At 66.9% G+C, this 26,244-nt stretch carries 23 protein-coding genes; 20 read left to right on the forward strand and 3 right to left on the reverse strand.

Annotation, left to right across the window (positions count from 1 at the left end):
* The first annotated feature begins 107 nt into the window (after positions 1 to 107).
* Genes H4W26_RS12350 through H4W26_RS12370 form a run of 5 tightly spaced genes read left to right on the forward strand, consistent with a single transcriptional unit; the run spans position 108 to position 5,583 of the window.
* Positions 108 to 1,400 carry a 5-(carboxyamino)imidazole ribonucleotide synthase gene (locus H4W26_RS12350; RefSeq protein ID WP_192592504.1) on the forward strand — a complete coding sequence of 431 codons (1,293 nt, stop codon included), beginning with the start codon at positions 108 to 110 and terminating at the stop codon, positions 1,398 to 1,400.
* Positions 1,397 to 2,005 carry a 5-(carboxyamino)imidazole ribonucleotide mutase gene (purE, locus tag H4W26_RS12355; protein WP_192592505.1) on the forward strand — a complete coding sequence of 203 codons (609 nt, stop codon included), beginning with the start codon at positions 1,397 to 1,399 and terminating at the stop codon, positions 2,003 to 2,005. The genes H4W26_RS12350 and purE overlap by 4 nt, the downstream gene beginning before the upstream one ends.
* Positions 2,002 to 3,639, forward strand: a complete 1,638-nt coding sequence (locus H4W26_RS12360; protein ID WP_192592506.1) for an LCP family protein — start codon at positions 2,002 to 2,004, stop codon at positions 3,637 to 3,639. The genes purE and H4W26_RS12360 overlap by 4 nt, the downstream gene beginning before the upstream one ends.
* Before the next feature lie 19 nt (positions 3,640 to 3,658).
* Positions 3,659 to 5,083 carry a mannose-6-phosphate isomerase, class I gene (gene manA, locus H4W26_RS12365; RefSeq protein ID WP_192592507.1) on the forward strand — a complete coding sequence of 475 codons (1,425 nt, stop codon included), beginning with the start codon at positions 3,659 to 3,661 and terminating at the stop codon, positions 5,081 to 5,083.
* Entirely contained in the window at positions 5,080 to 5,583 is a 504-nt protein-coding gene (locus H4W26_RS12370) for a GtrA family protein (protein ID WP_192592508.1), read from the forward strand. The genes manA and H4W26_RS12370 overlap by 4 nt, the downstream gene beginning before the upstream one ends.
* A gap of 115 nt (positions 5,584 to 5,698) precedes the next feature.
* On the opposite strand, the gene H4W26_RS12375 is transcribed toward H4W26_RS12370, so the two are convergent.
* Entirely contained in the window at positions 5,699 to 6,577 is an 879-nt protein-coding gene (locus H4W26_RS12375) for a TIGR03089 family protein (protein ID WP_192592509.1), read from the reverse strand.
* A 180-nt stretch (positions 6,578 to 6,757) separates the two neighbouring features.
* Between H4W26_RS12375 and H4W26_RS13910 the strand changes: the two genes are divergently transcribed.
* Genes H4W26_RS13910 through H4W26_RS12390 form a run of 3 tightly spaced genes read left to right on the forward strand, consistent with a single transcriptional unit; the run spans position 6,758 to position 13,163 of the window.
* Positions 6,758 to 7,339, forward strand: a complete 582-nt coding sequence (locus H4W26_RS13910) for a WhiB family transcriptional regulator (protein WP_192592510.1) — start codon at positions 6,758 to 6,760, stop codon at positions 7,337 to 7,339.
* A gap of 56 nt (positions 7,340 to 7,395) precedes the next feature.
* Positions 7,396 to 11,019, forward strand: a complete 3,624-nt coding sequence (locus H4W26_RS12385; protein ID WP_192592511.1) for a glycosyltransferase family 2 protein — start codon at positions 7,396 to 7,398, stop codon at positions 11,017 to 11,019.
* Positions 11,016 to 13,163, forward strand: a complete 2,148-nt coding sequence (locus H4W26_RS12390) for a DUF5719 family protein (RefSeq protein ID WP_192592512.1) — start codon at positions 11,016 to 11,018, stop codon at positions 13,161 to 13,163. The genes H4W26_RS12385 and H4W26_RS12390 overlap by 4 nt, the downstream gene beginning before the upstream one ends.
* A gap of 39 nt (positions 13,164 to 13,202) precedes the next feature.
* Here the strand turns inward: H4W26_RS12390 and H4W26_RS14055 are convergent, their stop codons facing one another.
* Positions 13,203 to 14,333, reverse strand: coding sequence for a substrate-binding domain-containing protein (locus H4W26_RS14055; RefSeq protein ID WP_192592513.1), 1,131 nt, complete (start codon positions 14,331 to 14,333; stop codon positions 13,203 to 13,205).
* Positions 14,334 to 14,565: 232 nt separating this feature from the next.
* Here H4W26_RS14055 and H4W26_RS12400 point away from each other — a divergent pair, with 232 nt between their 5' ends.
* From H4W26_RS12400 to H4W26_RS12445, 10 genes are all read left to right on the forward strand, one after another.
* Positions 14,566 to 15,843, forward strand: a complete 1,278-nt coding sequence (locus H4W26_RS12400) for an ABC transporter substrate-binding protein (protein WP_192592514.1) — start codon at positions 14,566 to 14,568, stop codon at positions 15,841 to 15,843.
* 74 nt (positions 15,844 to 15,917) lie between these two features.
* Positions 15,918 to 16,898, forward strand: a complete 981-nt coding sequence (locus H4W26_RS12405; protein WP_225940015.1) for a hydroxyacid dehydrogenase — start codon at positions 15,918 to 15,920, stop codon at positions 16,896 to 16,898.
* Positions 16,895 to 18,862, forward strand: coding sequence for a DUF2264 domain-containing protein (locus tag H4W26_RS12410; protein ID WP_318779880.1), 1,968 nt, complete (start codon positions 16,895 to 16,897; stop codon positions 18,860 to 18,862). The genes H4W26_RS12405 and H4W26_RS12410 overlap by 4 nt, the downstream gene beginning before the upstream one ends.
* The gene (locus tag H4W26_RS12415; protein ID WP_192592516.1) at positions 18,859 to 19,689 is read left to right on the forward strand and encodes a sugar phosphate isomerase/epimerase family protein; all 831 of its coding nucleotides are present in this window, start codon (positions 18,859 to 18,861) and stop codon (positions 19,687 to 19,689) included. The genes H4W26_RS12410 and H4W26_RS12415 overlap by 4 nt, the downstream gene beginning before the upstream one ends.
* Before the next feature lie 11 nt (positions 19,690 to 19,700).
* On the forward strand, positions 19,701 to 20,147 hold the full coding sequence (locus tag H4W26_RS12420; protein WP_192592517.1) for a DUF3499 domain-containing protein: 447 nt from the start codon (positions 19,701 to 19,703) through the stop codon (positions 20,145 to 20,147).
* A gap of 8 nt (positions 20,148 to 20,155) precedes the next feature.
* Complete coding sequence (locus tag H4W26_RS12425) at positions 20,156 to 20,533, forward strand: MerR family transcriptional regulator (protein WP_225940016.1); 378 nt, start codon at positions 20,156 to 20,158, stop codon at positions 20,531 to 20,533.
* Between the two features lie 217 nt (positions 20,534 to 20,750).
* Positions 20,751 to 22,274, forward strand: coding sequence for a SulP family inorganic anion transporter (locus tag H4W26_RS12430; protein WP_192592518.1), 1,524 nt, complete (start codon positions 20,751 to 20,753; stop codon positions 22,272 to 22,274).
* Between the two features lie 141 nt (positions 22,275 to 22,415).
* Positions 22,416 to 22,622, forward strand: coding sequence for a hypothetical protein (locus H4W26_RS12435; RefSeq protein ID WP_192592519.1), 207 nt, complete (start codon positions 22,416 to 22,418; stop codon positions 22,620 to 22,622).
* A gap of 61 nt (positions 22,623 to 22,683) precedes the next feature.
* Positions 22,684 to 24,174 (forward strand): adenosylhomocysteinase, encoded by a 1,491-nt coding sequence (gene ahcY, locus H4W26_RS12440; RefSeq protein ID WP_192592520.1) that lies wholly within the window; start codon positions 22,684 to 22,686, stop codon positions 24,172 to 24,174.
* A gap of 31 nt (positions 24,175 to 24,205) precedes the next feature.
* Positions 24,206 to 24,469, forward strand: coding sequence for a hypothetical protein (locus H4W26_RS12445; RefSeq protein WP_192592521.1), 264 nt, complete (start codon positions 24,206 to 24,208; stop codon positions 24,467 to 24,469).
* A gap of 144 nt (positions 24,470 to 24,613) precedes the next feature.
* Here the strand turns inward: H4W26_RS12445 and H4W26_RS14060 are convergent, their stop codons facing one another.
* Entirely contained in the window at positions 24,614 to 25,204 is a 591-nt protein-coding gene (locus H4W26_RS14060) for a MarR family winged helix-turn-helix transcriptional regulator (RefSeq protein ID WP_318779881.1), read from the reverse strand.
* A gap of 133 nt (positions 25,205 to 25,337) precedes the next feature.
* Between H4W26_RS14060 and H4W26_RS12455 the strand changes: the two genes are divergently transcribed.
* Positions 25,338 to 25,718 carry a hypothetical protein gene (locus H4W26_RS12455; RefSeq protein ID WP_192592522.1) on the forward strand — a complete coding sequence of 127 codons (381 nt, stop codon included), beginning with the start codon at positions 25,338 to 25,340 and terminating at the stop codon, positions 25,716 to 25,718.
* A 246-nt stretch (positions 25,719 to 25,964) separates the two neighbouring features.
* Positions 25,965 to 26,225: a GlsB/YeaQ/YmgE family stress response membrane protein gene (locus tag H4W26_RS12460; protein ID WP_192592523.1), complete on the forward strand. Its 261-nt coding sequence runs from the start codon at positions 25,965 to 25,967 to the stop codon at positions 26,223 to 26,225.
* Positions 26,226 to 26,244: the final 19 nt, after the last annotated feature.

Consider the following 26,244-nt stretch of genomic DNA (forward strand, 5'->3'; position numbering starts at 1 on the left):
GACTCGCGCGTGAGTGATCACCGGTCATCTGTCCGGCACACAGCGCTCGGCGCCGGGGGTGTTTCCCTGTGCAGGCCCGGCGGGGTCATGACGCATAATTGGGGACTGTGACGCGACCCGAGAGCTCCCCAGCGCCGAGAGACGCCCCCCGCAGCCCCGACGGCACCCCGCGGGTCGGGGTGATCGGTGACGGCCAGCTGGCCCGAATGATGGCGCCCGCCGCAGTCGAACTCGGCATCGAGCTTCACCTGCTCGCCGGTTCCGCCGACTCCTCCGCCGCTCAGGTCATCCCACACACCACGCTGGGGGACTACCGCGATCCGCAGACGGTCACCGCCTTCGCCGCCGACCTCGACGTGATCACCTTCGACCACGAGCATGTGCCCGCCGAGGTGCTCTCCGCGCTCGCCGATTCGGGCATTGCGATGCATCCCGGGCCCGAGGCGCTGATCTACGCGCAGGACAAGCTCGCGATGCGCCGCGCGGTCGAGGAGCTCGGCCTGCCCAACCCGCGCTGGGCCGAGGTGCACACCGTGGCGGAGCTGCTCGAGTTCGGTGCTGAGACCGGATGGCCCGTGGTGCTGAAGACCCCCCGCGGCGGCTACGACGGCAAGGGCGTGCGGATGATCGACTCCGCCGAGGAGGCCCCCGCCGCCCAGGACTGGTTTGATCGCGCCGCCGAGGGTCCGACCGGTCTGCTGGCCGAGCAGAAGGTTCCCTATACCCGCGAGCTCTCCGCGCAGGTGGCACGCTCCGCCGCCGGGGAGACCATGCCCTATCCCGTGGTGGAGTCCACCCAGACCGACGGCGTCTGCGACGAGGTCATCGCCCCGGCTCCGCACACCAGTGACACCCATATCGAGGCCGCGGAACGCATCGCCCGCACCATCGCTGAGAAGCTGCAGGTCACCGGCATGCTCGCAGTGGAGCTCTTCGAGATCAGCGAAGACGCCGTGGACGCGGAACGCGGGATCGTCCCGGGGATCTACGTCAACGAGCTGGCCATGCGACCGCATAATTCTGGGCACTGGACCATGGACGGATCCATCACCAGCCAGTTCGAACAGCACCTGCGAGCAGTGCTGGGCCTGCCGCTGGGCGCCACCGAGGTCAAGGGCGGTGCCGGCGGATACACCGTGATGAAGAATCTGCTCGGCAGCTCCACTCCGGGGGAGCGTTCCCTGCACAGCTCCTTCGCCGCCGCGATGCGCCGTTCCCACGGCTCCAAGATCCACCTCTACGGAAAAGAGGCACGCCCCGGTCGCAAGATCGGGCACGTGAACATCCTGACCCAGACGCATTCTTCGCAGGAAAGCTGGGAGACCCGCCGCTCGCGGCTGCAGCGCGTCCGCCGAGCCGCCGCCGAGGTGGCCGAGATCATCGTGGAAGGACCAGCATGAGCCAGCCCAGCGAGTCCCCCGCCCAAGAGGCTCCGGAGCAGACTCCCGCAGCCAAGCCCCAAGGCTCCGGCCACACCACGGCCAAGGTGGCACTGGTCATGGGGTCGAACTCCGACTGGCCGATCATGCAGGCGGCCGCTCAGGCGCTGGATGAATTCGGCATCACCTTCGAGGCCGACGTCGTCTCCGCCCACCGCATGGCGGAGGAGATGATCCACTACGGCAAGACCGCGCACACCCGCGGCATCCGGGTCATCATCGCCGGCGCCGGCGGGGCCGCGCATCTGCCCGGCATGCTGGCATCGGTGACCCCGCTGCCGGTGATCGGCGTCCCCGTGCCGCTGAAGCACATGGACGGGATGGATTCCCTGTTGAGCATCGTGCAGATGCCCGCCGGTGTCCCCGTGGCCACCGTCTCCGTGGGAGGTGCCCGCAATGCGGGTCTGCTCGCGGTGCGCACGCTGGCCGCCGGAGACACCGCCCAGGCCGCCGAGCTGCGCGCCAAGCTGCTGGACTTCCAGACCACCCTGGCGGCCGAGGCCCACGCCAAAGGGGCCCGTCTGCGCGAGGAAGCCGCCGAGCTGGGGACGTACCGCGCCCGATGACTGAATCCGCCATCAGCTACCACCGGTTCAGCAGCCAACCGGATGTGATCCGCAGCCCGCAGCGTGGCTCGGACACCGACCGCACCCGCCGCGCGTTCATGCTGCTGACGCTGACCCTGTTCATCCCGGGCGGAGCGCAGATCGCGGCCGGCTCCAAGAAGCTCGGCCGCATCGCGCTGGCCGTGACCGTGGCCTGCTGGTTCACCGCGCTGCTGCTGGGCATCATGTTCCTGACCATGCGCGGCGTCGTGCTCTCCATGCTCACCCAACCCTTCATGCTCTGGCTCGCGGTGGTGATCCTGGGCGCGCTCGCGCTGGGCTGGCTGCTGCTGTGGCTGGACACCTTCCGGCTCATCCACTTCGCCTCGCTCGCGCCGGGGATGAAGCCGATCGTCGCCGTCGTCCTGGCGGTGCTGATGATCCTGACCTCCGGCGGGCTGGGTTACGCCGCGAAGCTGGTCAATGAGGGCCGGGCCACGCTGGGCGGCATCTTTTCCAGCGGCCCGGGCATCCCCGCCGTCGACGGGCGCTACAACTTCCTGCTCATGGGCGCCGACGCCGGCGAGGGTCGAGAAGGGCTGCGTCCGGACTCGATCCACGTGGTCAGCGTCAATGAGGACTCGGCCGAGACGATCATCTTCTCCATCCCGCGCAACTTCCAGAACGCCCAGTTCAACGAGGACTCCCCGTTGAACGCCGTGTACCCCACCGGGTATGACTGCGGTGACGAGTGCATCATCAACTTTCTCTACACGGATGTGATGAACTACCATCAGGACCTCTATCCCGAGGCCGCGGATCCGGGTGCCGAAGCCATGATGGACGCGGTGTCCGGCACCCTGAACCTCGAAGTCTCGGGCTACGTGATGATCGACATGGGCGGCTTCGAGAACCTCATCGACGCCATGGGTGGGGTCTCCGTGGATTCCGGGGGCTGGGTGCCCTACCGCGGCCCGCTGCCCGATGGCACCTGGGGCGACAACTGGTGGGGTCCCGGGGTGTACGAGTTCACCGGTCAGGAGGCGCTGGCCTACGCGCGGTCGCGGACCTTCAGCTCAGACTACAACCGGATCCAGCGCCAGCAGTGCATCCAGCAGGCCATGATCTCCCAGTTCAACCCGCAGACCCTGTTGTCCCGTTTCAGCGAGATCATGACCGCTGGCGAGAACGTGGTGGAGACCAACCTTCCGCAGACCCAGCTGGGATCCTTCCTGGATCTCGCGGTGGACGCCAAGGGCCAGCAGATACAGCGGCTGGTGCTGGGCGCACCCGACTTCGAGGCGGAGGGCAACCTCTTCTCCACCTACCCTGATTTCGATCTGATCCAGCAGCGCGTGGACCAGCTGATCGCCAATGAACAGGACGACGACGGCGGCGCATTCGGCTCCGCAGGGTTCCTGCCGGCGCAATCCGGTGTGCTCGGTGTGACGCTGCCGACAGCCGTCCAGGCTTCGAAGCAGGCCGCGGATGCGGTGGAGGAGGACGAGGCGCCCATCGATGCGACCCCGCCACCGACCCAGCCAGACGGCTCTGACCTGACTCGGGAGTTCCTGGTGCAGGCTCAGCTGAATGGCCAGGTGGACATTCTGCAGGAGGCTGCCTCCACGAATTACCTCTGCGAGCCGGTGAACTAGGGCTGATAAGGTTCCCCCGATGTTCAGGATGATCAATCCCGTGCGCGAGTACGCATGGGGTTCTACGACTGCGTTCAGTGAGCTCTTCGGCTGGGCTTCTTCGGCGTCCCCGCGGGCCGAGATCTGGATGGGCGCACATCCTGGGGATCCGTCTTCACTGGAGCTGGGCCCCGAGGGTGGCGATATGGACGCCGCGAGTGCGGTGGCCGACGGGGCCGATCTCGCCGACCCGGCCGTGCTGGCCGAGTCCGCCGCGCGCTCCGTGACACTGCCGGAGTATCTGCAGCGCTCCGGCGAGGCCTCCGGCAGCTTTCCCTTCCTGCTGAAGGTCCTGGCCGCCGAGCAGCCGCTCTCGATCCAGTCCCATCCCACCAGGGCCCGCGCCCAGGCTGGGTTCGCGGCCGAAGAGGCCACCGGGCTGCCGCTGGATGCCCCGACGCGCAGCTATAAAGACCCCAATGCGAAGCCGGAGCTGATCGTCGCACTGACCGAGTTCTCCGCGCTGTGCGGTTTCCGGCCCTACGCCGAGGCGGCCGCCGAGCTCAGTGGTCTGGTGCAGGCGCTTGGCGGCGACGCCGGTGAGTCAGCTCCCGGCGTCTCCGCAGTGGTGTCGCGGCTGCAGCAGCACGTCGCGGCGCAGGACTACTCCCGTGCGTTGGAGCAGCTGCTGCGCAGTGCTCGTGCGGAAGCCACCGCGGCGGCCGGAGAGCTGAGCGCACTCCTCGCGGACGGACGCCTGGGGGCGGGGCTCAGTGCCGATGCCGCGCAGATGCTGCAGCACGTTGCGCAGGACTTCCCCCGGGATCCAGGGATTTTTGTGACCCTGCTGCTGAACCGGCTCCTGCTGGCGCCGGGGGAGTCGATCTACCTTCCTGCGGGCAACCTCCATGCCTACCTGCACGGGGTCGGGGTGGAGATCATGGCGAACTCGGACAACGTGCTGCGTGGAGGACTGACCAGCAAGCACCTCGACGTCGACGAGCTGCTGAAGGTGACCGACTGCGAGGTGCTGCCCGTCCCGCACTGCCCCGTCCAGGAGACTGGTCCGCAGGAGGTTGCCTCGGAACAGGCTGACCCCAGCGGTCCGACTCCGCCGCGTCGCCTGCGCTACGAGGCTCCCTTCGAGGAGTTCCAGCTCGAACAGTACGAGTTTCCGGGGGAGGCGACGCTGGACGCGCCGGGCCACGGAATCCTGCTCTGCACCGCAGGCGAGATCACGCTGAGCGCGCCCGAAGCCTCAGAAACCCTTCGTATGCTGACCCTGACCCCTGGAACCTCGGCGTTCCTTCCGGAGACCGTGGGTCATCGGGTCAGCGCCGGCGAATACGCCCAGGCCTTCATGGCCACCACGTCCCTCGCGAGCCGAGCCTCCCAGCAGAGCCCAGCCTCTTCCGACAGCCCTGCCTCCCACCACAGCCCAGACCAGGAGCATCCCCGCCCATGATCAAGAAGCTGTACTGGCGCATCCGCGAGCTCATCGTCACGCTGTGGCGCGAGGTCGCGAAGTTCGGCGCCGTCGGCGGTGTCGCCTTCATCATCGACTCCGCGATCTTCCTCTGGCTGATCAGCGGACCCATGGACGACTCACAGCTCAAGGCCAAGGTGGTGGCCGGCGTCGTCGCCACGCTGTTCTCCTGGGTGGCCAACCGCTATTGGACCTTCCGGCACAAGCGCTCCACGGGGAAGGCCCGGGAGCTGGTGCTGTTCCTGGTGATGAACGCGATCGGGCTCGGCATCCAGACCGGCTGTGTAGGCATCGCGAAGTATGTGCTGGGCCTGACCTCGGTGACCGAGGTGTTCGTGGCCGGCAACGTGATCGGTCTCGTGCTGGCGACCATCTTCCGGTTCTTCGCCTATAAGTACTGGGTCTTCACCAACGACCGCACCCACGCCGCGGACCTGCCCACCGAGCAGGATCCAGCCGCCGACGCCGCCCGCCGCTGACGGCCCCTGAAGGCAACCCCATCGTTTGGGCAGAAATCGTCGGAATCGCCGCCCTCAAGCACGTCTATTCCGACGATTTCTGCCCAACAGATGCGCGCGGCCGGCTGAAGGACGGCTAGCTCACGCCCTCGTTGCGCAGCAGCTGCTCCCAGGCGGCGGGCTGCGCCGCGGGATCGCCCTGGAAGAGCACCACAGGACGGCTGTGCGCCCACGCCTCCAGCAGCTGCGCCAGGACGACGACGCCGGCCGGCCCGGTGGCCTCCACCCCGGCGCCCCAGCGGTCCAGCGTCCAGTCCTGCCAGTCCACGCTCGGCTCGCCGCCGGTGATCACGAGGCCGCCTCGCGCAGCAGGCCGCTCATCCGCCTCGGGAAGTTCCACGGAGGGAAGCGCCACCGGAGTCAGCGGTGCGGGCAGCTGATCCGGGTGCTGACGAACCTCTGCGGAGATGTCCAGCACCCATGCGGGCAGCGCCTCGCCCGTGGCCTCCTCGTAGGAGGCATCCAGCAGCCCGGGGGACAGTGCTGCAAGCTCGGCCTCCCCGAGGGACTGTGCCAGCGCGCCGGCACCGGTCCAGTCACCCGGCCGGTCGGTGATGATCAGCGCAGGAGCCAACGCGGCGGCGGCGGCCGCGCGGGCGTCGTCGTCGGCCTCGGGGGACTCGCCCGCCGCAGCTCCGGACGCGGTCACGGTGACCGACCACCCGAGCGCGCCTGCGGCGAGGACCACCGCGGCGGCCTTCCAGTGCGCATCCGCGTCCACCAGGACCGCATCGCCGGGCTCGAGCTCAGATTCCTGGCTGAAGAGCCCGATGAGCTTGACCGCCCAGTTCTGCAGCACCCGCCCGGAGAGCTCCACGCGTTCGGCGCCCTCGGCATCCACGGTGCCGCCGTACCAGGTCACGGCCGGCTGGGGGCGTGATTCGAGGAGGTCCAGCAGCGCGGGGAAGGTCTGCGGCACCTGATCGGGCGAGCCTGAAAGTGTGAGCGGGGTCATGAAACTCCTCCTGGGGCCGCCACGCCTCGCGCGGAGCTGATTTCTGACGGCGTGTCGAGCGTGATCGAGGGGATGGGGGTCTGATAGTGGGAACTTTAGTCGCGCACTTGACGGATGGTTACTTACGCCAGTGTAATTAGGGGCAGTACACGGCAGGAATAATTCTCGGGAGGCCCTTTGATGGGGAACGCAGCGCGGCTGGGCGAAGAACAGCCTGGCACTACGGCCATAGCCCGCAGGACGGGTCTCGAGGTTCCTGCTGATTGGTTCGTGGACCCCGCTGATCCCCAGGCCGCTGAGCGTCTGGAGCACGGCAAGGCTCTCGAAGATCAGGCTACCGCCTTCCTCTCGGCGCATGAGGAGGCCGAGCGCCAGGCAGAGGCTCCCTCCCCGGTCACGGCACTCAGTGAGGCACCTTCCCGCCGCACTGAGACCGCCCGGCCAGAGACGAAGCCGACGACGGCGGAGCCGCGCTCCTCCGAGTCCTCCACCACCACCTGGCTGGGTCTGCCCCCGCTGGTTCCCACCGAGGACATCGAGGGTGAGCTCGCCTGGCAGGTCGATGCGCTGTGCGCGCAGACCGACCCGGAGGCGTTCTTCCCGGAGAAGGGCGGTTCCACCCGCGACGCGAAGAAGGTCTGCGGCGCCTGCACGGTGAAGCAGGAGTGCCTGGACTACGCGCTGGGCAATGACGAGCGCTTCGGCATCTGGGGCGGTCTCTCCGAGCGGGAGCGGCGCAAGCTGCGGAAGAGAGCACTCTGATCAACGGTCATTCTGGACCCCACATCGCCGCTGTCGTTCTGCACGACGGCGGCGATTTGCCGTCTGCCCCAGGCCAGTCACGCCGAGCCGAGCAGGGTCACCACGCCCAGACCGGCGAAGCGGACGCGGCCGAGCAGCTGCGCAGCGCCGTGGAGCGCACCCGCGAAGCCCTCGCGGTGCAGACACGTCACCCGGACAGCGTCATCGAGCTCTCCGCACCCGGCTATAGAGGCCTTCAGGACCTGTCCCGATCGCTGCGTTCCCAGCTGCTCGAGGACCGCCGCCAGGCCCACCAGACCGCCACCACCGGTCCCGGCGGCACCAAGAACACCCAGCTCTGGCGCAGCGTGGAGCGTCAGCTTCCCGATGGCTTCAATCCCCGCCAGCAGTGGCTTTGGATCCTCCCCGCCGGCACCATCCCCACCTCGGACGCCCTGGAGCGGCTCGAGGAGCGGCTGTTCACGGTCAAGGACGAGGAGCACCACACCGAGATCCAGGTCATCGGAGCGAAGCAGCTCTCCGCCGAGACCCCGGAGCGGCTGGTCAACGTGGGCCTCTTCAACGCGCGCTCCGGAGAGGTGCTCACGCAGACCGAGCCCAAGGAGCTGGACCAGGGCCAGTACGACGGCCGTGACGCGGTCCCAGCCGTGTCCGGCGAGGGGATGCTCGTCCACGCCTCGCTCTTCGGTGATCTCGGTGGCTTCGACCCCGGTCTGAGCGGGGACTATGCCTCCGCGCAGTTCTGCCGCCGCGCCCGCGAGGTCGGCGCGCACATCGTGATCGAACCCACCGCGCGCGTCCTGCGTGAGGACCCGCCGCGCCGGGACATCGTGCACCGCCTCGGCGGAACCCTCTATCTTCCCGGCGAGCAGCGGATCGGTCAGATCCGCCGCCGGCTGGTCAACGCCAGCCCGCTGGCGGTTCCGTTCCTGTGGCTCGGCATGTGGGCGGCGGCGCTGCTGCGCCTGATCGGGCTGATCGTGGTCAAGGTCCCCGACGCCGGGATCGGCCAGTTCTTCGCCGCCGTGCGCGCCCTGCTCAGCGTCGGCACCACGGCGCACACCCGCCGGTTCGACGCGCAGGGGCGCAAGGCGGCCCTGGCCCGGCTCAGCCGCGATGAGCAGATCGAGTCCCCGGCCAAGCATCTGCGCGCCGGGCGCGCCGCGGAGTCGCAGCTGATCCTGAGCTCCGCCGCGATCCGCCACCAGCGGCAGACCACGATGACCGCAGAGACCGTCTCGGCCCCGCGCACCCGCTTCACCCCTGGCTTCTACGGGGAGCCCGAGGACACCGGGGAGCGGGAGAACAATGAAGACGCGCTGCTCGAGGTCGGCGCCTCCGACGGCGCCTTCGATGAGATGCCCTCCCGGCGCTCCGGCGACCGCCTCGGCCTGTTCCTGATGATGCTCGCCCTGATCGGGGCATCGCTGCTGGCCTTCCGCGGCCTGCTCTCCGCCGAGGCCATCACCGGCGGCGCCGCCCTGCCGGTGGCCGGCTCGCTGCAGGAGGTCTTCGCCAACACGGTCAGCTTCCTGTCCCTGGACAGCCTCGGGGTGCGCTCCGCCGCAGACCCCTTCAACCTGATCCTGCTCGTGGTCTCCGCGCTGAGCCTCGGCCACGGCTCGGCCGTGCTCGTCTGGCTGCTGATTCTGGCGCTGCCGCTCAGCGCGATGACCGCCTGGTACGCCGCCGGACTCTGGTCCACCAAGGCCTCGCGCCGCGTGGTCTCCGCGCTGCTCTGGGCCGCGATGCCCACCCTGCACATCGCTGTGGGGGAGGGGCGCATCGGTGCCGTGCTGGTCCACATCCTGCTGCCCGTGGCGGTGGTCGCCACCGTGCGTGCCGTGGGGCGCGCCGCCGTCGGCCTGGGCGTGGCCGGGAGCTGGGAGTACGCGACCGGTGCCGCGCTGCTGCTGATGGTGCTCACCGCGGCCTCCCCGGCGCTGCTGCCGCTCGTCGTGATCCTGGGCGTGGTGCTGGCGCTCGTGCTGGGCCGCCGCGGACGCCCGCTCTGGCTGATCCCGCTGACATCGCTGGCGGTGGCCGTGCCTATACTCGCCTCGGTGCTGACCCAGGGCAAGAACCTGGCCGCTGTGCTCGCCCATGAGCCTGGCCGGGCACTGGCTGCCGATGCCGCGCCGGTGTGGCAGCAGCTGCTCGGCTTCTCCCGCGCCTTCGACCCCGCCGGTGGCCTCGCCGCCGCGGCAGCCTCCGGGTCCTGGCTTCCGGGCTACCTGGAGGGCGACTTCTGGAACCTGCGCATCGCGCTGCTGATCGGGCTCCCGCTGCTGCTCATCGCGCTGCTGGGGATGTTCACCGGCAGTCGCAGTCGTCCGCTGCCGATCGTTGCCGGCGTGCTCCTGCTGGGCGCCCTGGGCCTGTCGGTGCTGGTCTCGCTGCTCGCAGCGGGCTCCGACGGCACTGCCGTCATTGGCGGCAATCCCGGTCCGGTGGTCTCGGTGATGCTGTTCTGCCTGCTCGCCGCCGGAATGGCCTCGCTGGACCGCTTCCCACTGGCCTTCCCCCGCGTGGGCGGCACCATCACGCCGGTGATCTCCACGCTGCTGGTGCTCTCCATCGGCGCCTCCCTCGTGCTCTTCTACAGCCCCCGCATGGCCCCTGGCGCGACGCTCACCGGTCAGCCGCTGACCGCCGTCAACGCGGCGCCGACGCTCATCGAGCCCGGCTCCGTGCGCCAGCTCCCCGCCACGGCGGCGGACCAGGGAACCGGTCCCGCCCAGCTGCGCACCCTGGTGCTGTCCTCCGCTGACCCCGGCGTCATCGGGGAGCTGGTCTCCGGCGAGGGACGCACACTGGACAAGTCCCGCTCGGTCATCGCCGCCGGCGACGCCCCGCTGTGGGCGCAGCCCGAGCACATCCCCGACCTGCTCGGCGGCACCGCCGGAACGGCCGGAGAGACCGGAACCGATGCGCCCGAGTTCTCCACGGCTGATCAGCGGCTCTCCGCACTCATCGCCGCGCTGGTCACCCCCGGCGCGGTGCAGACCGCCGAGCTGATGTCCGAGCTTGGGATCGGCTACGTGCTGATCGACGCGAATGAGCCCGACGTGCTCACCGACGCCGTGGACACCGCCGCAGGGCTCATCTCGGTGGGAACGACCGATCGCGGCGAGCTCTGGCGCGCCGAGGTCGACGACGAGGACCTGCTCCCCGCCACGCCGGGCATCTCCGGGGTGCCGACCGCCTGGGCCAAGATCGTGGATCCCCAGGGCGAGGTGCAGGCGCTGCTGCCCGCCATGGAGCACCAGCTCAGTGTGGACCTGCAAGCAGTCAGCGACGACGACGGCGGGCTCGGCCTGGATCCCGACGGCGAGTACCTGCTGGAGCTGGCCACCGAGGACGCGAACGGCTGGCAGGCCAGCTGGGAGGGCGAGGCCCTCGACGCGCTTCCCGTCCCAGAGGACGCTGCCGCCGAGGACACCGACGGTCCAGGAGCCTGGACCCAGCGCTTCGAGCTGCCCGCTGAGGCGATCGCCGATCAGGGCGAGAACCTGCAGGGTGACCTGAGCGCCGAGCATCGGAGCCCGTACCAGCTGCCGATCCTGATCATTCTGGGGGCATTCCTGCTGCTGGTGGTGCTGATTGCGATCCCGCTGCCGCGCGGGTCACGCATCCTGCCGGTGGCGAACACCGATGAGCTGGAAGGACGCCGAGGATGAGCGCCAAGAAGGTCAAGGTCAAGAAGCTCATCAAGGAACAGCGCCGCGCCCGCGAACGCGCGATCCGCGAACAGGAGCGCGCCGCCACGCAGAAGGCCAAACAGGATGCCGCAGCGGCCCGCGCCGAGCTGCGGGCGGAGGAGAAGCGGCTGCGTGAAGAGCAGGAGTCGCAGCTCCGCGCCGAGAAGCAGAGTGCGGCAGAGGTTCGCAAGGAATCTGACGCGCGCAAGGCCTCCGAGGCACGCAGGGAAGCGGAGACGCGGAAGTCTTCCCCGGCGGCGCCCTCAGAGCACGCGGCCCCGACCACCAAGGGAGCCGCCTCCGCTCCGGCAGCTTCTGCCACCGTCTCTGCCGCCGCCACAGCCGCCGCTCCCAAGAACCGCGGTTCGCGGAGGGACCGTCGGTCCCGCGCAGGCCGCGCGCAGGGAGATGCCGCCACCAGCGCAGCACGCCGCAGCGGCGCTGGGACGCGGACCGCCGCCGTCGTCGTGACCGCAGGGGTGCTCGCCGCGATGGTGGGTTCCGTGGTGCTGGACGGGCTGGTGGATGGCCGCTCCGAGGCCGCCGCCGGGAGCTCCGGAGTCGATCAAGGTGCAGCCGCCGCCCTGGGGGCCGCCTCCGTCGCGGCTCCGCGCACCGGGCAGAGCTTCATCTGTCCGCCGATGCCGGGGCAGCCCGATTCGCTGACCACGGAGGGGGAGCTGGAGTACCGGGAGCGCGACGCGAGCGCCACCTCGCGGTTCTCCGCGGTGCTCTTCGCCACGGACCTCAGCGGCAGCTTCCCGGCCGCTGAATGGTCGCAGCTGAATGAGGAATCTCGCGTCAACGACGTCACGCTCACCGAAGCCTCCGGCGCCCAGCAGGCAGAGTCCGGGGGCGCCGCGCCGAGCGACCCGCTGTCTCAGCGCGAGGCGGTCTATGAATCCTCCACCGATCCGGTCCGGCCCCCGCTGCTCAGCGTGGAGGCCGCGACCAATGGCAGCCCGCTGGCCGCCGCAGGCCTGTATGAGTACCAGGCGGACGCGGGGTCCGTGGCGGGTCTCGCAGTGGGCCAGTGCACCGCGCCGGAGCGTTCGCAGTGGTTCTTCGGCCCTGAGATCGCCGCCGGTGCGTCCTCGCTGCTGACCCTGGCGAACCCCTTTGATCGCTCAGCCACCGTGGAGGTCACCAGCGTGGACTCCGAGGGGGACCGCGGAACCTCGGGCGCACGCTCGGTCGTGGTCCCGGGCCAGACCACCCGGTCAGTGAACATCGCCGGGCTGGCCTCCGCCGGAACGGACCTGGGGGTGTCCGTGCGCTCCTCAGGTGCGCCGGTCACCGCCCAGCTGCAGTCTTCCCGCGCCTCCGGAGTCACCGGCACCGGCATCGAGTTCCTTCCCGGGCTTACCGACGCGGGAACCAGCCACGTGCTGCCCGGCATCACCGTGCCCGAGGGCATCACCGAGACGGACGCGGAAGACGACGCCGACGAAACGGATGAGAGCGCCGAGGACGACGAGCAGACCGGACCCACCCCGCCCGAGCTGTGGATTCACGTGCCCGGAGACCAGGGAGCCACCGTGGAGGTTCAGGTCTACGGCGAGGACGGGCAGCAGAGCCTCGATATCCCGGGGGTGTTCACAGTGGACGGCGGCGAGGTGGATGCCATCGAGCTGCAGGGGCTTCAGCCAGGTGTGACCGATATCCGTGTGCGCACCGATGTGCCTGCCTACGCCGCGGTACGCAGCGAATCTGACCAGGGCAGCGATTTCAGCTGGGCCGCTCCGACCGAAGCCCTGGCCGAAGGCTCTGGAGCGCTGTTGCCGGAGCTCGGGGAGTCCGAGCTGCGGTTCTTCGGCTCCGGCGCCTCCGGAAGCATCGGCTACCGCGTGATGGACGCCGAGGGCGAGTTCGGTGAGGAACAGACCGTGGAGGTTCCGGCCGACGGCGGCGCCGTCCTCTCCGCGGAGGACATCGCCGAGGTCGAGCCCGAGGGCAGCGAGGCGGGGGCCGCCGTCGTCGTCTTCTCTGCACCCGAGCTCACCGGTGAAGGGGGTATCCACGCGATGCTCGCCACCACGGCGGGGGAGGACCAGATCAGTCTTTCCCCGGTGGAGCAGCTGCGCGGTGCGGAACAGTATGTCCCGGTCCGGCTGCTGCGCTGACTCGTAGACAGGTTGAGACCTGTGGAGACGCGGTGCCTCTCAGGTGGAGTCGCGAACACGGAGGTCGGGCAGCAGCTCCACGCGATGCGGGGTCCAGATGGTTCCCCCGCGTTCTGCGCGGATCCTCTGACTCAGGAGCAGAGCTCCCGCCCGGCCGACCTCTTCCTTCGGGGGCGACACCGCGGTCAGAGGGATATTGCCGAGGCCCGCGACGACGTCGTCGTAGGCGACTACTGCACAGTCTTGGGGAACGCGCACCCCGGCAGCTTCGAGGCGCTGCGACAGGACCAGCGCGTTCTCGTCACTGTGGATGATCACTGCAGTAAATTTCTGTTCCCGAACCAGGTCAGGGAGCCAGTTCGGGTCCTCGTGGTGGGGCCTCGCGCGATGCTTCGTAGTCACCGGGGCCGCCGAGCCGCTCACTGACGGGTGAGTCGTGGCCCCCGCATCTGGGGCGCTCAGGACGGTCATCCAGTGCTCGATCCCGGGATGCTCCCTGGCGAGCGCCACAAAGGCGGAGTTCACGGTCCGTGCAGTAGGACTGTCCTCTCGAGCAGCGAGCAGAATCCGTACATGGCCCTTGCTCGTGAGGTGATCCAGTGCCAGGTGCACTCCGTACACATGATCTGTGCAGACCGAGTCCACCGAACGCAGTCCGAGGGCCCGGCTTGGTCGGCGTTCGAGCAGCACAGTGGGGAGAGAAAGATCCGCCAGCATCGCCACCGCGTGATCTTGCTGCTCCAATGTCCGCCACCGTGGAGCAAGCAGGACACCATCAGCGCCGCTGTGCAGCATCTCAGCCACAGCATGTCGTTCCGGATTCGCCGTGTTGGGCGTCAGATGCAGCACCACCCTGAATCCCGCGTGTTCGAGGAATCTTCGCGCTCCATGGGTGACGGCGCCGAGATAGGAATGGCGCTCCGGGGCAATGATGGCGACGGTGCCCTGCGAAGCTGAGCCTTCGGGGGCTCCTGAGAACTCGCCATGGGCGCGTCGCACCATCCCATGGCGACGTTGGATGCTGCCCTGGGTGGCCATGGTCTCCAGGTCCCTGCGCACGGTCACCATGGAGACGTTGAGCAGAGCAGCGAGATGCGCGACTTTGACCTCTTCGTGCTGATCAAGCACATCGAGGATTCTGAGGCGTCGCTCCTCGATCGATTCGCGCACGTCATCTCCTCGTGAACCATTGGTCGTTTGACTGAAGTCTATAGATCAACGATCAAGGAGCGCGATCCGCCGCAGTGCCGGGTGTCGGAGGTGAAACTCCAGGTTTTCCCGCACGGTGGTCGAATGAACGTTTAATGCATCAAACGATCTATTGACCAAGTAGTGATCAAAGCAACATAATGAAACTGTTGCGCAGGTCACATCGTCAGCCACTGAGAGAAGAAGCACACCCATGAAGAAGAGTCGCACCATTCGAGGTCTTGCCATTGGATCCATCGCGCTGCTTGCCGTGGGATGTTCCTCGGCGCAGGGGGAGAGCAACGCGGATGGTCCGGTGGAGTTGAGCTTCACCTGGTGGGGCTCGGATCAGCGCGTCGCCAACACAGAAGAGGTGATCGCGGCGTTCGAAGAGGAGAATCCCGACATCACCATTCTTCCCGAGTACAACGACTTTCGCGGCTACTGGGATCAGTTGGCAACGCGCGCGGCGGGTGGACAGAGTCCCGACATCATGCAGATGGACCTTGAGTACTTCCGTGAATATGCCGAGCTCGGAACGCTGCTTGAGCTCGACGAAGTAGACACCTCCGAGATTGACGACGCCCTGCTGGACCAAGGTTTCACAGAGGGCGGCCAGTTCGCGGTCCCCACCGGATTCGCATCGGTGGCTGTCATCGCCAACAACGAGGTTTTTGAGCAGGCAGGCGTAGAACTGCCTGATGACACCACCTGGACGTGGGAGGATTTTGAATCGACTGCGGCGGAGATACAGAGCAGCTCCGACGGTGTCTTTGGAGCGACCACGCCCTTTGAACCCTTTGCCGGGGTGCAGGCCTGGTTGCGTCAGCAGGACAAAGAGTTGACCACGGACGAGGGTGAGATCGGTGTCCAGGCTCAAGACCTGGTGGAGTACTTCGAGCATATTCAGGAGCTCGATCAAGCAGGCGCGCTCCCACCGGCGGAAGTCATCGAGGAGGATCGAGCAGCGGGCGCCGATCAGTCACTCATCGCTCGCGGGGAGATGGGCATGATCTTTGGATACTCGAATCTGTTTCCCGTGCTGAGCGCTGAAGCTGGCCAGGAGCTGAGTCTGCTGCGGCTTCCGAGTCCCACCGGGCAGGCGCAGGACAGTGGCATGTGGCATCGAGCGTCCATGTTCCTGGCCGCCGGAGCGAACACGGAGCACCCGGAAGAGGCGCAGAAGTTCATCGATTTCTTCATCAACAGTGAGGCCTCCGGCCTGGCCAATCTGACGGACCGTGGCCTCCCGGCCAACACTGAGGTGCGTGAGGCCGTGGTCGAAGAGCTCGATGGCACGGAGGTCGAGGCCGCGGAGTTCCTCAATGAGATCGGCAATGAGATCTCGGATGCCTCCCCGGTGCCACCGCTCGGCTACGGCACCGTCTCCGAGACGATGCACCGATACCAGTCGGAGGTGCTGTTTGACCGTATGTCCCCCGAGGAAGCCGGGGAGGCCGCCTTCGCAGAGATCGAGTCGAACCTCGGATGACCGCGGCGGCAGAACGGCAAGCCTTGCCGAAACTCGGGCATTCGAGTGTTCGCCGCCCGGTGGCTGCGCTGGCGATGAGTCCCGATGCGGCGGAGGCGGTGATCGGTGCGCCGGGCATCGCGGGCATCGAGCAGATCTGCGATCTGTCCTCCACGGTGCCTCTCACAAAATTCGATTCCGATCGCTCCCGACGTCTCCTGGCTGATGTTGAGGTCTTGATCACCGGGTGGGGTTCACCGATCCTCGACGCAGCGGTGCTCGACTCGGCACCTGGACTCGAGTTGATTGTGCACACCGCCGGGTCGATAAGAGGTCACGTCACCCAGGAATGTTTCGATCGTGGCATCACGGTGGTGTCGGCAGCCGCGGCCAATGCACGTCCCGTGGTGGAGTACACCCTGGCCATGATCCTGCTTGAAGGCAAGCATGTTCTGCGAAGGGCCGCGCAGTACCGTCGAGACCGGAGCATCCCGACGCTGGCTCAGACCGATTCGTCACTGGGGAACTTTGGACGCACAGTAGGAATCCTCTCCGCGTCCCTGATCGGCAGGGGTGTGATGGAGCTGCTGCGCCACCACGATTGCTCGGTGCTGCTCTACGATCCGTACGTGGAACCGAATACGGCTGCAGACTATGGAGCGGAACTCGTCGGCATCGAGGAACTTTTCCGACGCAGCGACATCATCAGTGTCCATACGCCCCTTCTCCCGGCTACCCGGGGGATGGTCAGTCGAAGGCTCATCGAGTCCATGCCGCCGGGCGCGGTGCTGATCAACACATCGAGGGGCGCCATCGTGGATCAGAGCGCTCTCACCGACTCAGTTCTGGATGATCGTCTGCGTGCGGTGCTGGATGTCACCGACCCTGAGGCGCTCCCTCCAGAACACCCCCTGTGGGACTGCGAAAATGTTCTGCTCACACCTCACCTCGCGGGGTCGCAAGGCAACGAACTCGGTCGACTGCGAGCCCTGGCCCTGGAGGAGCTGCGGCGCTGGGTCCTTGGCGATGACCTCATGCACTCCCTCCCACCCAACGCATTGGAGATCACCGCGTGAAGATCGTCTACCGTGCCACAGATTCCATCGAAGCAGACCCCGCCGACGAGGAATGTATGCAGCTGCCCGCCCTGGACTTCGATCGCAGCCCGTGCACGGGTTATACCCGGGCTCACTGGGAGGCTGTCGCCGATGGGATGCTTGTCCGTGCGTGGAGATGGGCCTCGCCCATGGGCGCGCGTCTGGATCTGCCCGGCACGGCATCGGGCAGCGGGGTGCGATCTGACGGGCTGGAGGGTTTCGCCCGCACGTTCTTGGCAGCTGCTTTTCGCGTCGCCGGCGCTGGGGGAGCGGATCCGCACGGGTGGCTTTCAAGATATCGCTCGGGTCTGGTGGCTGGGACTGCTACGCCCGGTGCTGAGGATGTTGAGTCATGGCCCGTGATCCGTGACTATGACGTGTTCGGACAGCCGATGGTCGAATCGGCCTCTGTAGCTCTGAGCCTGCGTCTCACCAGGCCGTGGTTGTGGGACAAGCTCTCCGCCGAGCAGCAAGATCGCGTGGCGGACTGGCTTCGGGGGGCCCTGACTTCGGTGCCTGCGCCGAATAACTGGTATCTCTTTCCGTTTACCGTGGCAGGTTTCCTTGAGGCCGTGGGGCGGGGTGATCAGCTGACGGCGCAGGTCCGGGAGCGCGCACTTCGCCTGTTGGACAACTGGTACGTGGGGCAGGGGTGGTACACCGACGGTGACGGAGGGTCCTTCGATCACTACAACGGGTGGGCCCTGCATCTCTACCCGGTGCTGGACGAATTTCTGCAGTCCCGCGAGGCTTCCGCAGGGAAAGACGGCAGCGCGGGCGAGAGGCTGTACAAACATCTTCTAGGGTTCGGACACTTCTTCGGCGGCAATGGTGCGCCGGTCTACTATGGCCGGTCCATGACCTACAGGTTCGCAGCCAGCGCTGCAGTGGGACTGGGGGCGGTGACCGGTGACACCCCACTGACTCCGGGGGCCTCACGACGCGTGCTGAGCGGCTCATTGAAGCACTTCCTCGACCGCGGGGCCCTCGACGGACGAGGACTGCTGAGCCTTGGTTGGTACGGCGAACACGCTGCGACCTTGCAGCCATACTCGGGTCCATCCTCGCCGTATTGGGCTTCGAAGGCGTTCGTGGCCCTGCTGGCACCGCCGGAGGACCCACTCTGGACAGAGAGGGAAGATCCTGCCCCAGTGGAGACCGAAGACCATGTGATCCCACTAGAGGCTCCGGGTTTCCTCCTGCAGTCCACTCAAGAGGACGGCGTTGTTCGTCTCCACAACCACGGCAATGATCACCTCAGGGCCACCAATGGTGAAGCTGGGTCGGAGTCCAATCCACTCTATTCCAGGTGGGCTTACTCGACACACACTGGTCCGAGCGCGCCGGAGAATCAGGCCGACAATGACGTCGCGGTATTGTGGCGCGGCGCGCGTGGGGTGCGGACCCGGGTGCATGCGCTGGGCACAGGGGCTGAGCACGGGGTGGGCTGGGCTGCTTCCTGGCATCGACCGATCTTTCCAGGGCGAGCTGCTGCGTACCCTGGGCTGCGGGTGACCAGCGTGGTGGTCGTCTTTGGTGCCGCAGAACTGCGTATCCACGTTGTCAGCGGAGCTCCGAAGGGGGCGAGCCTTCAATCCTCTGGTTGGGCAGCGCCCCGTCACGCTGCCGATGTGTCTTCCATACTTCTTCCCCAGGTGGGCTGGACCGCGTCGGATGTGGTGACCGCGCCTGCCGGTACCGCCTATGGGATCAGTGCTCGAATTCCGCTGCTCCACGCCGACCTGGCACCGGATCGGCGTCAGGTCTTTGTGTCGTTGGCTTCACTCAGCGGGAGCGCAGTCTCGGCAGATCTCGTCACGAGTGTCGAGGACCTGCGGGTGACTTCAGAGCAGGTGAGCTTCCGCTGGGCCGAACATGATGCGGCGGTCACGGTGGCTCTTGCCCCGGTGTCCATCGCGGTCGAGGAAGTGAGCGGGCGATGACGTGGAAGTTCTCTTTCAGCACTCTGGGCATGCCAGGTGCGCCGTTGGACGAGGTGATCGATGTTGCCACCGCCCATGGCTGTGCCGGCGTGGAGCTGCGTGTCCACGCGGATGAGTTTCTTCACCTCGACCTGGATGGCTCCGAAGCACGGACGATCGGACAGCGAATTCAGCAGGCGGGATTGGAGATCTCGGCGCTGGCGGGTTACGCCCGCGTCTGCAGTCCTGCTCCCGACAGCGAGGTCATCGACGAGATGGCCTCATTGCTCACGTTGGCAGAGCAGACGAGTGCGCACGCAGTTCGGGTGTTTCCAGGAGGAGACGCGGAAGCTGACGCCGAGGAGCATAGGAGTCGAGCCGTGAGGCGCATCTCCGCGGTACTGCCTCAAGCGCGCGAATGCGGGGTGCAAGTGCTGGTGGAGACCCATGACTCTCACGCTACGGGGCGCGCAGCGCTGAATCTGGTCCGTGAGATCCAGGACCCTGAGCATGTGTCCGTGCTGTGGGACGGACTCCATCCTTGGCGCCATGGTGAAGCCAGTCGCGAAACACGGGAGGCGCTGAGGTCCTACTGTTCCTATTTCCAGGTCAAAGATGCGGTGCTCCGTGGAGACCGATGGGTCCCGGTGATCCCGGGTTCGGGAGAGGTTCCCCTCAGTGAGCAGGGTCGCATTCTGCAAGACTTCTCGGGATGGATCTCGCTGGAATGGGAGCGTGCCTGGCACCCGCATATCGAACCACTGCAGGACGCCCTTTCCGCAGCCTCGGAGTGGTTCCACGCGTGGAGACCGCCGAGCCTGCAGTCGCCCAGCCCTGCTGGTTGCTAGGGTGAGGTCTCGTGGATTCCTCGCGTCGATGCACCAGAAACAGCTGTGAGCGGCCTGCCGCTGCCACGCTGACCTATTCCTATAAAGACTCCACCGTGGTGGTGGGCCCGCTGAGCGTCTACGCGGAGCCGCACACCTACGATCTCTGCGACCGGCACGCCGCCTCAGTCACCCCGCCGCGCGGCTGGGAGGTCCTGCGACTGAACCTCCCCGGAGCCCCGAAGCAGGTCGATGACCTCCTCGCCCTGGCCGACGCCGTCCGCGAATCCCCCGAGGCGCGAGCCGCGGCCCGTGCGCGAAGCCAGGAGCAGGGCTCCGGCCAGCACCATGACGCAGCAGACCCACGCCCCGCGGAGCCGGAGCTTCCCGCTCGGTCCAACCGCGAACGGATGGCTCCACCCGCCCGCACCGGAGGCCCAGGCATCTCCCGCGGGCACCTCCGCCTGCTCGATGATTGAGGAACTCGATGAGTGAAGAGCAGGAGGGGACCATGCACATCGGTGAACTGGCGGAACGCACGGGACTCTCCCTGCGCACCATCCGGCACTACGGCGACGTCGGCCTCCTGCCGGCCAGCGGCCGCACCGAAGGCGGCTTCCGGCTCTACAGCGAAGCGGACCAGCAGCGACTGATGCGGATCAAGTACCTCAAACCGCTGGGATTCAGCCTCGAGGAGCTCTCCGAGGTGGTGGAGCTGCTCGAACTCGAGACCCTCGATGACCAGCAGCGCGAGCGCGCCCAGGCATCCCTGGAGCATGTGCAGAAGGAGCGCGGCAAGCTCGCGGCGTACCTGCAGCAGGCGGACATCCTCGCGGAGCAGCTGCGGGACCAGCTCAACAGCTGAGGATCCATCGCGGCACTGCGCGCTGCACCAGTCTCAGCTTCTGAGACCTTGCTCACAAAACGTGAACTCTACCCTAACGTGAGGGTAGGGTTCCGGTCGTGGCCGGTTCGAGGTTGACTCACCGGTTGTTCATTCTTTTCTGCGCAGTGCTGCGCACCACCACGTCGTACGTATATCGCTGGACACCGTCGTGTCCACAATCCGAGAACGGAGCCTCATGGCACATTCGTCCACGGCCGTCGCCGAGGAGCTGACCCCGGAGGAACGGCAGTCAGTTCTTCGCACACTCAAGACACCCCGCCTGCTCAAGACCGAGGTCCTGGCCGGGCTGGTCGTGGCACTCGCGCTGATCCCGGAGGCCATCGCCTTCTCGTTGATCGCCGGGGTGGACCCGCAGTATGGGCTCTTCGCCTCCTTCACCATGGCCGTCTCGATCGCCTTCCTCGGCGGCCGCCCCGCCATGATCTCCGCCGCCACAGCGGCGACAGCCCTGGTCATCGCCCCTTTGGTCGCGAGCCACGGAGTGGAGTACCTCATCGCCACCGTCATCCTCGCCGGGATCTTCCAGGTCCTGCTCGCGGTGATCGGCGTGGCGAAGCTGATGCGCTTCATTCCCCGCTCGGTGATGGTCGGCTTCGTGAACGCCCTGGCGATCCTGATCTTCACCTCGCAGTTCCCCGATCTCATCGGGGTGCCGTGGCTCGTCTACCCGATGGTCGCCTTCGGGCTCGTGGTCATCTACCTGCTGCCACGGATCACCTCGGCGGTGCCCGCGCCACTGGTGGCCATCGTGCTGCTGACCATTCTGGCGGTCGTCTTCGCGCTGAACGTGCCCACCGTCGGCGACAAGGGTCAGCTGCCGGAATCGCTGCCGTCGCTGTTCATCCCGGACGTCCCGTTCACCATGGAGACCTTCCAGATCATCGCGCCCTACGCGCTGGGCATGGCCGCCGTCGGACTGCTCGAGTCGCTGATGACCGCCAAGCTCGTCGACGACGTCACCGACACCCGCTCCGGCAAGGTCCGTGAATCCTGGGGTCAGGGCGCCGCGAACATCATCACCGGTTTCTTCGGCGGCATGGGCGGCTGCGCCATGGTCGGGCAGACCATGATCAACGTGAAGGCCTCCGGCGCCCGGACCCGCATCTCCACCTTCTGCGCCGGCATCTTCATCCTCATCCTCGCCGTCACCCTGGGTGACATCGTGGCACTGATGCCCATGGCGGCCCTGGTCGCGGTGATGATCTTCGTCTCCATCGCCACCTTCGACTGGCACAGCATCAAGCCGTCCACGCTGAAGATGATGCCCAAGTCCGAGACCTCGGTCATGCTCGTCACCGTCATCGCCACCGTGTGGACGCACAATCTGGCCATCGGTGTGGCGCTCGGCGTGCTCACCGCCATGGTGCTCTTCGCCCGCCGGGTCGCGCACCTGGCCACCGTGGAGCGCCGGATCGAGCAGCACTTCGGCGAAGAGATCGCCAAGTACGAGGTCACCGGCGAGCTGTTCTTCGCCTCCTCCAATGACCTCTATACCCAGTTCAACTACGCCGAGGATCCCGATCACATCGTGATCGACATGTTCAACTCCCACGTCTGGGACGCCTCGACCGTCGCCTCGCTGGATGCGGTGACAGAGAAGTACGCGAAATACGGCAAGCGGGTGGAGATCTCCGGGCTCAACGCGGCCAGCCTGGATCTGCATGATCGTATGGCAGGCAACCTCGGCGCCGGTCACTGACCACCGCCTGAAGCACGCCGCGCACCCTGCCTGCGCAGCCCGCTTCGCCCGCATCACGCGGAGTGCAGCACCAGAGAGGGCCGGTGTCCTCGGATGACGACGCCGGCCCTCTGCTCTGCCCTGCGCGGTAGGCTTAGGACCATGTCCAGTGCCAGCTCCTCTGCCACGCCGCGTCCCGGCACGGAACGCCCCGCGTCTGCTCTCTCCGCCGATCTGCTGAAGATCCTGCGCTGTCCGGTCAGCGGCAGTCCCCTGCGCCAGGAGGGTGACCAGCTCATCTCCACCAGCGACGAGACCCTGCGCTACGCGATCGAGCGCGGCGTGCCCACGCTGCTCGCACCCCGCTGAGCACCCTTCACCCACGTCTTCCAAGACACACGTATCCCAGACAGCAAGGATCCCTATACCCATGAGCTTTGACTACCGCATCGCGGACATCACCCAGCACGAGGCCGGCCGCCATCAGATCCGTCTGGCCGAACACGAGATGCCCGGGCTGATGTCCCTGCGCGCGGAGTACGGCGACTCCCAGCCGCTGGCCGGCGCCCGGATCGCCGGTTCGCTGCACATGACCGTGCAGACCGCCGTGCTGATCGAGACCCTGGTCGCCCTGGGTGCGGAGGTCCGCTGGGCCAGCTGCAACATCTTCTCCACCCAGGATGAGGCGGCGGCCGCCGTCGTCGTCGGTCCTCAGGGAACCCCCGAGAATCCGCAGGGCGTCCCGGTCTTCGCCTGGAAGAACGAGACCCTTGAGGAATACTGGTGGACCGCCAGCCAGATCTTCGCGTGGCCCGGTGTCGATGAGGACCCGACCAAGGGTGCGAACATGATCCTCGACGACGGCGCGGACGCCACCATGCTTGTGCACAAGGGCGTCGAGTTCGAGGCTGCGGGCGCGGTGCCCTCGGCGCAGGACTCCGATCCCGAGGAGTACCACTACGTGCTGGCCACGCTGCGGAAGTCGCTCGAGGAGAACCCGCAGCGCTGGACCGGCATCGCCAAGAACCTGCGCGGTGTCACCGAGGAGACCACCACGGGCGTGAACCGGCTCTACCAGTTCGCTCGCGAGGGCAAGCTGCTGTTCCCGGCGATCAACGTCAATGACTCGGTCACCAAGTCCAAGTTCGACAACAAGTACGGCGTCCGCCACTCTCTGCCCGACGGCATCATGCGCGCCACCGATGTGCTCATCGGCGGCAAGGTCTCTGTGGTCTGCGGCTACGGCGATGTGGGCAAGGGTGCCGCCGAGGCGCTGCGCGGCCAGGGTTCACGGGTGATCATCACCGAGATCGACCCGATTAACGCTCTGCAGGCAGCCATGGACGGCTACCAGGTCGCACGCCTGGAAGACGTGCTGGAGACCGGCGACATCTTCATCACTACCACCGGCGGCAAGGACATCATCTCCGCCGAGGCCATGCAGAAGATGAAGAACAAGGCGATCGTCGGCAACATCGGACACTTCGACAACGAGGTGGATATCGCCGGGCTGGCCGCCATCCCGGGTGCGAAGAAGGTCGAGATCAAGCCGCAGGTGCACGAGTGGGTCATGCCCGCCGACGGCACCCGCGCCGAGGGTCACTCCATCATCATGCTCTCCGAGGGTCGGCTGCTGAACCTGGGCAACGCCACCGGGCACCCCAGCTTCGTGATGAGCTCCTCCTTCGCGAACCAGACCATCGCGCAGATCGAGCTCTTCGCCAAGACCGCCCCGGACTACACCGGCGAGGACCGCTATGAGACCGACGTCTACGTGCTGCCCAAGGTCCTGGATGAGAAGGTCGCCCGACTGCACCTGGATGCCCTGGGCGCAAAGCTCACCGAACTCTCCAAGGAACAGGCCGACTACCTCGGCGTGGACGTGGCCGGGCCGTATAAGCCCGAGCACTACCGCTACTGATCTCCCGCTGACCCAGCACTGCTGATCCCGCATGCACCGACGCAGACTCACCGCCGCCCTGGTCTCTATGGGGCTGGCGGTGGTCTCACCGGTGGTGATCTGGGACTGGAACGACGACGGCGCGCTCGCCAGCCCCTGGCTGTTGGCCGCGCCGTTCGCGTGTGGCCTCATCGGGGCGGCCTTCGCCCTGTGGGGGCGCAGCATCGGCCTCGCCGTTCTGAGCGTGATGGTTGGATTCGTGGTGCTGCCGGTCTGGATCTTCATCGTCTACGTGTTCGAGGCCTTAGCCGCTTAAGAAACCTCGCTGAGGCCACTTCGGTCACACTTGTCGCATGCCTATGCCATGTCCCATCGTTATTTCCGTCCAAAGCGGTGGGACATGGCATAGGCATGCGACAGATGGGTGGGAGAAGCGGTTCGCCCCGGATTGCCGTGCGGGTCAGGCCTCGTCGAGACTCGGGTCCCTCACGCTGGTGATGAGGCCGCGGAGGAACTTGGCGGCGCCTGCGCGTTCCTCCTCGGTGAGGCCTTCGGTGGCGGCGATCATCCGCGCGTGCATCCCGCTGAGGGTGGCCTTGACCTCGCGGTCGGTTTCGCCGAGGATCTCCAGCGCCACGGAGCGCCGGTCGGCGGGGTGTGGGATGCGCTGGATGTAGCCGTCGCGGGAGAGCCGGTCCACCAGCACGCTGGTCGAGGCGGCGGTCAGCCCGAGGGCGTCGGCGAGATCGCGCTGGCGGGGGACGCGACCGGCTGAGCGTTCGCGGACCAAGAAGCGCAGGGCCACCAGGTCCGTCTCTCCCATGCGCATCGAGTCCCGGGTTCGGGCGCGCATCTGTTTCTCAGCCTCGCGATATTCGCGCAGGAGGTTCAGCAGGTCGATGGAGGAGTAGGATTCCTCGCTTCTGGCGTACCAGTAGCCCGCACCCGTCTTGCCGCGCGGGTCCTCCGCGGGGCCATGGTCGGGTGCATCGGTGTCTGCTGCTGCAGCGGGAGCCACCGCGCTGGTGGCTCCAGGAGTGTCGATACTCACTAGTGCCTCCCTGGGTTGATGCCACCAGTGTACCTGCTTGCTTATTTCTGTCTAACCGTTATACCTTCTAACTGTTACAGGGGAAACAGTTAGACGAGGTTCGGCTGCGGCACACGAAAAGCAGGAGAGCACGATGGACGAGACCGCAACACCAAGCACCTTCACCACCCACTCCGGGTCCACAAGCCGGATCACGCCAGATGCGCAGCGCAGCACATCAGAGGCGGGTTCGACAGCACCGGTCACCGGAAGCGAACACCAGCAGTATGACCAGATGGCCAAGGCGGCCGCCGCGGGCCTGATGGCTCACCAGCATGTGGACAGCGCGATGGTGGAGATCTCAGGAACGCCAGACGACCTGGTATTCCACCTCCACTGCACGATCATTCAGGACGTTGACCCGTCAGCGGTGATGGAGCTGGTCTCCGAGGGGATCATCCCCAACGTGGAACGCATGCTGGGGGAGGCCTTCGTCTCCCGCGACCTGAAGTTCTCCTTCGCGCCTGAGGCATAAGGGGGCCGCCATGGACCCCGCATTGATCTCCACAGTCAACGCCTTCGCCTTCGCGCTCGTCGTGACCGCAGCCGCAGGCGTCCTGCTGAAGGCATGCTTCACGCTGATCAGTTCGAAGGCGCGGCCCGGAATCACTCGGCCGCGGCTCAAGGCTCACCCCATGGCGCCCACGTTTGAGCACGCCGCTCCAGGGTCCGCCGTCGAAATGTCCCCACTCAAGAAAAGCACTGCCAAAGGAGCAGAAACATGAGCATCATCGGTTGGATCGTCCTCGGCCTCATCGCCGGCGCGATTGCGCGCGCCATTCTTCCGGGCAAACAGCCTGGTGGGTGGATCGTCACCCTCATCACTGGCGTCTTGGGCGCTCTGCTCGGCGGATGGATCGCCGCGACCCTGTTCGGCATCAACGTCAACGATGCGTTCTTCGACCTCGGGACCTGGCTCTTCGCCATCGGCGGCGGCCTCATCGTCTCGATCATCTGGCAGGCCATCGTTCGACGCCGCTGATCGTTGGAGACCACACCCG

This window comes from Nesterenkonia halotolerans (genome assembly GCF_014874065.1).
GTDB classification, from domain to species: domain Bacteria; phylum Actinomycetota; class Actinomycetes; order Actinomycetales; family Micrococcaceae; genus Nesterenkonia; species Nesterenkonia halotolerans.

Bases quoted from the DNA above. Each gene is read 5' to 3' on its own strand.
- purE (WP_192592505.1), top strand. From the start codon at position 1,397: ATGAGCCAGCCCAGCGAGTCCCCCGCCCAAGAGGCTCCGGAGCAGACT.
- H4W26_RS12360 (WP_192592506.1), top strand. From the start codon at position 2,002: ATGACTGAATCCGCCATCAGCTACCACCGGTTCAGCAGCCAACCGGAT.
- manA (WP_192592507.1), top strand. From the start codon at position 3,659: ATGTTCAGGATGATCAATCCCGTGCGCGAGTACGCATGGGGTTCTACG.
- H4W26_RS12370 (WP_192592508.1), top strand. From the start codon at position 5,080: ATGATCAAGAAGCTGTACTGGCGCATCCGCGAGCTCATCGTCACGCTG.
- H4W26_RS12375 (WP_192592509.1), bottom strand. From the start codon at position 6,577: ATGACCCCGCTCACACTTTCAGGCTCGCCCGATCAGGTGCCGCAGACC.
- H4W26_RS13910 (WP_192592510.1), top strand. From the start codon at position 6,758: ATGGGGAACGCAGCGCGGCTGGGCGAAGAACAGCCTGGCACTACGGCC.
- H4W26_RS12390 (WP_192592512.1), top strand. From the start codon at position 11,016: ATGAGCGCCAAGAAGGTCAAGGTCAAGAAGCTCATCAAGGAACAGCGC.
- H4W26_RS12400 (WP_192592514.1), top strand. From the start codon at position 14,566: ATGAAGAAGAGTCGCACCATTCGAGGTCTTGCCATTGGATCCATCGCG.
- H4W26_RS12405 (WP_225940015.1), top strand. From the start codon at position 15,918: ATGAGTCCCGATGCGGCGGAGGCGGTGATCGGTGCGCCGGGCATCGCG.
- H4W26_RS12415 (WP_192592516.1), top strand. From the start codon at position 18,859: ATGACGTGGAAGTTCTCTTTCAGCACTCTGGGCATGCCAGGTGCGCCG.
- H4W26_RS12425 (WP_225940016.1), top strand. From the start codon at position 20,156: ATGAGTGAAGAGCAGGAGGGGACCATGCACATCGGTGAACTGGCGGAA.
- H4W26_RS12430 (WP_192592518.1), top strand. From the start codon at position 20,751: ATGGCACATTCGTCCACGGCCGTCGCCGAGGAGCTGACCCCGGAGGAA.
- H4W26_RS12435 (WP_192592519.1), top strand. From the start codon at position 22,416: ATGTCCAGTGCCAGCTCCTCTGCCACGCCGCGTCCCGGCACGGAACGC.
- ahcY (WP_192592520.1), top strand. From the start codon at position 22,684: ATGAGCTTTGACTACCGCATCGCGGACATCACCCAGCACGAGGCCGGC.
- H4W26_RS12445 (WP_192592521.1), top strand. From the start codon at position 24,206: ATGCACCGACGCAGACTCACCGCCGCCCTGGTCTCTATGGGGCTGGCG.
- H4W26_RS12455 (WP_192592522.1), top strand. From the start codon at position 25,338: ATGGACGAGACCGCAACACCAAGCACCTTCACCACCCACTCCGGGTCC.
- H4W26_RS12460 (WP_192592523.1), top strand. From the start codon at position 25,965: ATGAGCATCATCGGTTGGATCGTCCTCGGCCTCATCGCCGGCGCGATT.